Annotated in this window: 4 protein-coding genes; all 4 read right to left on the reverse strand. The window is 59.9% G+C overall.

The genetic code is table 11. The features are described 5' to 3' along the window. The coding region (locus G6O54_RS36275; protein WP_165235767.1) for a PHP domain-containing protein at positions 1-2,051 on the reverse strand (2,051 nt) is incomplete at its 3' end. Positions 2,052-2,314: 263 nt separating this feature from the next. Further along, entirely contained in the window at positions 2,315-4,081 is a 1,767-nt protein-coding gene (locus tag G6O54_RS36280; RefSeq protein WP_165235770.1) for a GIY-YIG nuclease family protein, read from the reverse strand. Between the two features lie 96 nt (positions 4,082-4,177). Beyond that, the gene (locus G6O54_RS36285) at positions 4,178-5,338 is read right to left on the reverse strand and encodes a type I restriction endonuclease (RefSeq protein WP_165235773.1); all 1,161 of its coding nucleotides are present in this window, start codon (positions 5,336-5,338) and stop codon (positions 4,178-4,180) included. 294 nt (positions 5,339-5,632) lie between these two features. Continuing rightward, positions 5,633-6,355 carry a sulfite exporter TauE/SafE family protein gene (locus tag G6O54_RS36290; protein WP_165235776.1) on the reverse strand — a complete coding sequence of 241 codons (723 nt, stop codon included), beginning with the start codon at positions 6,353-6,355 and terminating at the stop codon, positions 5,633-5,635. Between the last annotated feature and the right edge of the window lie 161 nt (positions 6,356-6,516).

Here is a 6,516-nt window from a genome sequence, read left to right on the forward strand (position 1 = left end):
CGTGGTATTTGAGAGGTTCGCCAGCCCATGGCTGTCTTGAGGAGATCCTCGAAGTCTGAGGATAGCGTGCCCTCCTTGAACTTCATGGTTACCGCGTAGTCGACGACGGTCATCTTGAGACTCTTGTTCATCGACACAGCGAAGCTCGACCGCGTCGTAAAGATGAGGCTCTTGACCTTACGGCGTTCTTCGACCAGCTTTCTCCGTGCGTTCCGCAGGATGGTGAGCTTCGCCTTCTTCTGTTCCAGGGTCTTGAGTTTGAGAGCATAATCACTTAAGTCTTTAGTGATTTTGCGAATGTAAGCGATGTTCAGCTTCACTCCTTTGGCTTCGAGCTCTCGCCTAATGTCCTCGATTTGCTGCTGAGCCTCTGCTTCCTCTTTCACCCAACGTTGCAGGCGGTCATTCAGTGTCGCCGTGAACTTGTCGGACTCCTCCCTTATCGCCTTCGAGAACCCTACAATCTTGCCGAGGTATTCCTGGACTACAGCCTTCACTTCCCCAAACTGCTGGGAACCGACGACCAAGTCGGAGCCATCTGCTTCGAGAATCAGGTCGGCAACCGAGGTGTCAGATAACGCATCGTTTACACCACGGAATAATACGCTTATGTTGGCGGCTAATTGACTGCGGAATGACTTGCCTTTGGCAATCTTTTCCTCAAGCTCAACAACCTTCTGGGCTTCCTTCTCCTTGAGCAATTTGACTTGAGCCTCTGCGTTGGTCTTGGCTCTTTCAATGTCTGGGATTGTACGTACGTCGAGATATAGGCGTTCGATGTCGGTCTGATTGCTTAACAGCAACTCACAAAGTTCTTCGTCACGAGCTTTCAGGTGCTCCAAATCAATGAAGCCATCGAGAAACGTTAATAATATTGTCGGGTCTTCGTCACAGTGTTGTATAGTTTCAGCTGTCTCTCCTTGCCCGTAACTCTCAATAGGAACTCGCGTGATGCCACCATTAGCATCGCTCAAATTGACAACCTGATTGAGCTTGGTGCGTGAGAGCACCTGCCGACGTCTAGTTTGGTCCTGATACACGAGGGAGATGCGATTCGGCCAGATTTCGCAGTCAACGAGGTTCTCTCTCGCAGCATTGCCCGAGACGGCTCTCAAGCACTCCAAGAGGGTCGACTTTCCAGCGCCTCTGCCGCCGATGATGCAGGTCAGATTTCGGCTAAAGTGGACGACCTGATTGTCTAGGAGGCCGCCTTCCAATTTCATGGCTACGAAGTGCGGGATGTCTGATGGTATGAGGTCCTCGATTCTCGTGCGGGCTGACGCATCGTTGAGGGCAATCCGAAGCGAGTCGAAGTTGAGGGTTTCCATCTTGAATCTGGTAAGCTTCCTGGCCCCTTGGGCATTCCGGCCAAGTGCGGTCAAAGAATGTGCGTCGGAGCTCATGACCTTCGGAAGTTCGTACGTCTCGTCCTCGCCGAGGTGGTTTTGCCGAACTCCGTGGAGGTGTTTCCGGTTCGGATGAGTATCCCGCTCGGTGAACCAGTCCACATTGGCGATATCGGTAATCTCAAGAGCCAGTAGATTTTTACACTTTAGCAATTCCTCCTTGAATGCGTCGTACTTCGGCATAGCAAACTCAAAGCCAGCGGACTGGTCGATATGCGCCGCTATTCCAATCCCATCGAAAGAACAAGCTATGTTCAGGCACTGGATTAGTGTGTGGGCACAACTCTTTCCATCATCCGAGATTTGTAGTTGTCCGTAGAATCGCGTGAGATTCCGAACGGTCGGGAAGTAGACTAAGAGGTGTCCTTGAGGTGTCGAGAGCTCCACCCCCGGAACCACAAGCAGGGGTTTGTCTTCTGAATAGCTGACTGCCTTGGCGACGTTCCCGATGGCGTTGTGATCCGTGATGCTGATGACATGCAATTCATCGCGAATCGCCGCGTCCACGATGTTCTCGGGCGTCATCGAGGCGTCTTTGACGTCATAGGACCCTGCTTGGCCATATGAGTGGATGTGAAGGTCGGCTCGTCGAAATTCTGCTCCCTTGGAGTGAGCGAGGATTTCCTTTTCAAATGCCTGCAACATCGTCCCGGGTCCTCATCGTTTTGTTATCCGATAACCATCGACAGCTTCGTTACTTTCTCGGCCATTATGCTGGCAAGCAACGTGTTAATGGCCAGGCGCCCAAGGGGAGTAGTCTGGATGATCGAGATAAGGTGGTGGGCCGATGCGGTCGCGTATCGATCGCCAGCTTCTCTATCTTGCGTGCGTCGTCCCTGATTCCGTGGCCCCTGATTCCAGCCGTTTTCAGCGGGATCCAAGCTTCTGGAGGGGTGAAGGTTCACCCTCTAAGGATTCATGCTCGTCAGCGCCAGGTCCTCTTCCCTCTCCGTCGCTTCATCTCCGAAATCAAATGTCGCCTGTTCCTCCAACCACTTCTCCTTGAGGGTGGAATCGGTCTTCATTGCCTGATCCAGTGCCAGGCTCTCGCGGTATTGGGCGGCCTCGGCCTGAAGGGTCCAGGTCGCATCGATTTGCAGTTCCTCCACGGCCTGGCGGATGTCCCTGAGTGGGAGCTTGAAGAACTCCTTGCGCTTGTTGACCTTGTTCACCTGGCGCTCGACGAAGCGGCGATGGAGGTCGGTTTCGAGGGCCGGGGCGTCTTCGGAGGAGAGCATCGCGTGGACGTCAAAGGGGAATGGGACGCTGGCGTCGCCGAGTTCGTGGACGCGTTCCAGTGGATCGAGGCGGCGGGTCAGGCCGATCTTGTAGACGTCCTCGCCGAATGAACCGATGTTGCTGATCACGTAGACGTGGCCCCTCTTCGTCTGCTGGGCCATCGAGAGGGCTTTTCGACCCTTCTCCTCCGCCTCCAGGAGTTTCGCGTTCAGGTCGGTGAGCTGGGCCTGGTACTTGGCCTTCTCGGACTCGCTCGCCTGCTCGAACTGTTCTCGGATCCGGGCGATGGCCTTGTTGACGAGTTCCTCCTCGCGGGCGGCCTGCTTGATCGCCCGTTCGATCTCACGCTTCGCTTTCTGCTCCTCGCGGATCTGCTCGCGGATCGCCCTCTGCTCCTCGCGGGCCTGCTCCTTGATTCGCTGGACGACGACGGCCCACTTCAACTCGCCGAGACGGGCGTCGAGGTATTCCCGCTGGATGCGGGCGTTCTTGTACACCTCACCATCCTTGTTGACGAGGGCGTAGGAGTCCTTCATCTCCTGGGTCAGGCGAGCCTGATTGCCAGATTTGACGCGTGCGAGAATCGTGTCGGCCTGCCCATTGAACGTGCCGAGGACGAACTTGAGGGCGTGGTCGCGCTTCCAACCGTCGGGGTAGCCGCAACTCGCGGCGGTCCCGTTCTGCTGCATCAGGCGAGTCCGCTCGCGGGCGAGCTTGAGCTTCTCACCGGGCTTGCTGAAGCCGAACTCGTCGGCCAGCTCGTCCAGGGCGTGGGGCGAAGGTGCGATCGGGACATTCTCGTAGCCCTTGATGGTTCGTTCCAGGGCGTGAATCACGTCCTCATAGTCCCGGGCCTTTCCGCGGGCGGCGAACGCATCGGCATCGATCTCACGTGCACGTGCTTCCGCGTCGAGCCGGATCTGGAGGGCCAGAGCCGTCGCGCCGTTGAGGACAGTATCGGCCTGCTCGCGCTTCTCCTTCGCCTCCTTGCGTGCCTTCGAGGCGATCTCACGGGCCTCCTTGCTCGCCTCCGCGAGCGCGACCTGGGCCTCTCGGCGCAGGCGGTAGGCCTCGTCCTTGACGCGCTGGGCCGCCTCGTGGGTGATCGTCACCTCGCCTTCAGCCTGTGCCCGGATCTTACGTGCCTGATCCTGTGCCTCGATTGCGGCGAATGCGATGACCTCCTGAGCTCGCTTCTCCGCCTGGGCGATCTTCGCCCCGATCTCCTCTTCCGTCCGCCGGGCCTTCTCGATGACGTTTGGGATGTGGCGGATCTTCTCAAGCTTGGCCAGTTCGGACTCGTAGGCGCCCTCTCGCTCCTTCCAAACGCTTTCGAGCTGCGAGACCTGGGCCTTCAGCTCTGCGGTCTTCAAAGAGAAGAAGAGGGCGATCCCGATTAGAACGAAGCAGAGGATGATGAGCAGCGCATATAGCATGACGAGGCCCCGCCCCACTATCCGGAGAGTCCTAGGCCAATGCGTCGATCAAGAGGCAAATCGTCTCTCTCTTCCGGACATTGAATCCCTCTTCAGTCAGCCGCTCGACGTCTCGAGAGGTTGAGTTGCGTGTTGATCGCTTTCCTGGGTCATCTCTCGCGATTCACCCTTTTCATTCATCCCCATCCGCGTTGCTCTCTGCTGGTCGTAGGCTTTTCGGAGGAGGTCGCCCAAGGAGTCGACGTCCTTGCTCGCTTCCAGGGACACGCAGGTCCAACCTTGCTGGGGGGTCATCATGGGGAAGTCGTTGCCCAGGGGGCGTGCTTCCTCGATGGGTAGAGGCACCCAGATCGTCGGGCGTTTCCGGCCGAAATAGAGTCGGCACATGACCCAGGTGTATCGCTCCTTGAGGTGGATCTTGAAGTACGAAAGGGTGTCCTCGTAGGCGATCGGACGCTCGGGACCGAGCAGGCGCTGGACCGTGGCGAAGCCATCCAGTTCCTCCTGGGTCGTCTCGATTCGCGCGGCCGTGTCTTCCTTGGCGTCGGCCCTGGCGATGGGGTCCAGGGCCATGGAGAGCATCGTCTGCTTGACCCACTCCTGGAGGGCCGCCGCGAGGACGGGCTTCCAGCTCTCCACCACGTTCTCGGTCAGCTTGCGCGTCTCCAAGTTGGACACCGCCAGGCGGACGAACTCGGCCGATGGCTCGAGCAGGCGAGAGATCTCGTTGAGGAGGAGGTTCTGGTTTCGCTTCTGCTTGGCGAAGGTCCGGATGAGTTGCGAATTGTATGGCGCCTTCTGGAGTAGCGTCAGGAAATCGAGCGGGGGCGGCTCATCGGAGAGGACGTCCCAGCGGAGGAACGGCTCCGTGTCCATGACGTTCTCGTGCGTCACGTCCGTGAAGAAACGCCACTGGACACCGTTCGTGAGGATGCCGAGCTTGACCTCCGGGCACTTCGCGAAATAGTCCGCGAGCTGCTCGTCGTAGCCGACAAGCTTCCGGCTGGCCTCCTTGGCCTCCACGAAAAAGAGGGGCCTTCCATTCTGCATGAAGGCCCAATCGACGGGCTTGACCGACCGGTCCTTGCCGAAGTCAGCCCGATACTCGGGGAGGCATTCGCGGGGATCCGTCAGGTCGTAGCCCAGCAAGGTGAACAACGGTCCGACCAGGCTCTGCTTGGTGGCTTGCTCGTTGCCGCGGACATGCTCGGCAAGCTCGCGTACCCGCTTCGCATAGGCTTCAATGAGGTCCTTCATTGGCCTCCCCTGGTATGGCGTCACCTGGTCGAACGAGGTGTTGCGATCATAAGCCGAAGTCAATCGCCGTTGCAATGAATGCGTGACGTGACGCTATCGCTTTTTTGGGAGCCACTGCGTCCCGGAGGCGAGTATGAATAGGCTTATTAAGTGCGATTAATGGCCAGTTGCCCAAGGGGAGTAGTCTGGGTGATCGAGATAGGGTGGTGGGCCGATGCGGTCGCGTCTCGATCGCCAGCCTCTCTACCTTGCGTGAGTGGCCCCTGATTCCGTGTTTGATGCCTCCTCGAGCGATCATCCCTTACCGAGCAGAAGAGATAAGGCAGAGACGACGAGGAGGCCCTCGACCAGGAGCGAAAAGCCACGTTCGGGTAGCCGAGCGAGGAGCGTTCGGCCGGTCCAGGAACCCAGGACGAGGGAACCGCCGAGGAGGAGCCCGCGCAGGAGATCGCCGGGCGAGAGGGCCGCAAGGCGGCCATAGGCGAGGCTCTTCGTCAGGTGCATCAGGACCGCCGTCACGGCCTCGCTGGCGACGTAGGCTTGCGGTCCGAGCTTCAGGCCCAGGAAGACCGCCGCCCCGAGCGGCCCGGCGCTCCCGGCGACGGCCGAGACGAGCCCGACCCCGGCCCCGGCCGGGGCGAGGAGCCGCTCGGGCACCTCCCGCGTGCCCACGCTCGTATGCCGCAAGGCCACCACCCCGAGCAGGAGCACGCCGATGGCCCGGAGCACCCACGCCGACGGCATCGAGACGAAGAGCCACGAGCCGAGGAGGCTCGCGGGCACGGCCCCGAGGCTGAAGAGCAGGGCGGGCCGCCACCGGATGTCACGCCAGCCGAAGCCCGCCCGCGAGAGGTTCCCGAGGAGCTGAGCGACGGTCAGGATCGGGACCGCGGCCTTGCCGCCCACGACGTGGGCGAGCACGGGCAGCAGGAGCAGGGCCCCCCCGAACCCCGCGGCCCCGGAGACCGTGGCGGCGAGCCATCCACAGAACAAGAGCACGGCCCAGCGGAGAATCATGAGGGGAATCGTACCCTGGGGTGCTGGAAGGTTGGTCTTTAAGACGGACGAGGCCCATCCCGGATTCGTTGCGCGGGATCGAGGCTTCCTTGAACCTCCGGAGCTTGCCCGGGGCTCGGCAGGAGCCTCGCCCTCCCGAAGGGAGGCGTCCCCGGCCCGGG

It is taken from the genome of Aquisphaera insulae, assembly GCF_011064615.1.
Lineage (GTDB): Bacteria > Planctomycetota > Planctomycetia > Isosphaerales > Isosphaeraceae > Aquisphaera > Aquisphaera insulae.

Bases quoted from the DNA above. Each gene is read 5' to 3' on its own strand.
- G6O54_RS36290 (WP_165235776.1), bottom strand. From the start codon at position 6,355: ATGATTCTCCGCTGGGCCGTGCTCTTGTTCTGTGGATGGCTCGCCGCC.
- G6O54_RS36280 (WP_165235770.1), bottom strand. From the start codon at position 4,081: ATGCTATATGCGCTGCTCATCATCCTCTGCTTCGTTCTAATCGGGATC.
- G6O54_RS36285 (WP_165235773.1), bottom strand. From the start codon at position 5,338: ATGAAGGACCTCATTGAAGCCTATGCGAAGCGGGTACGCGAGCTTGCC.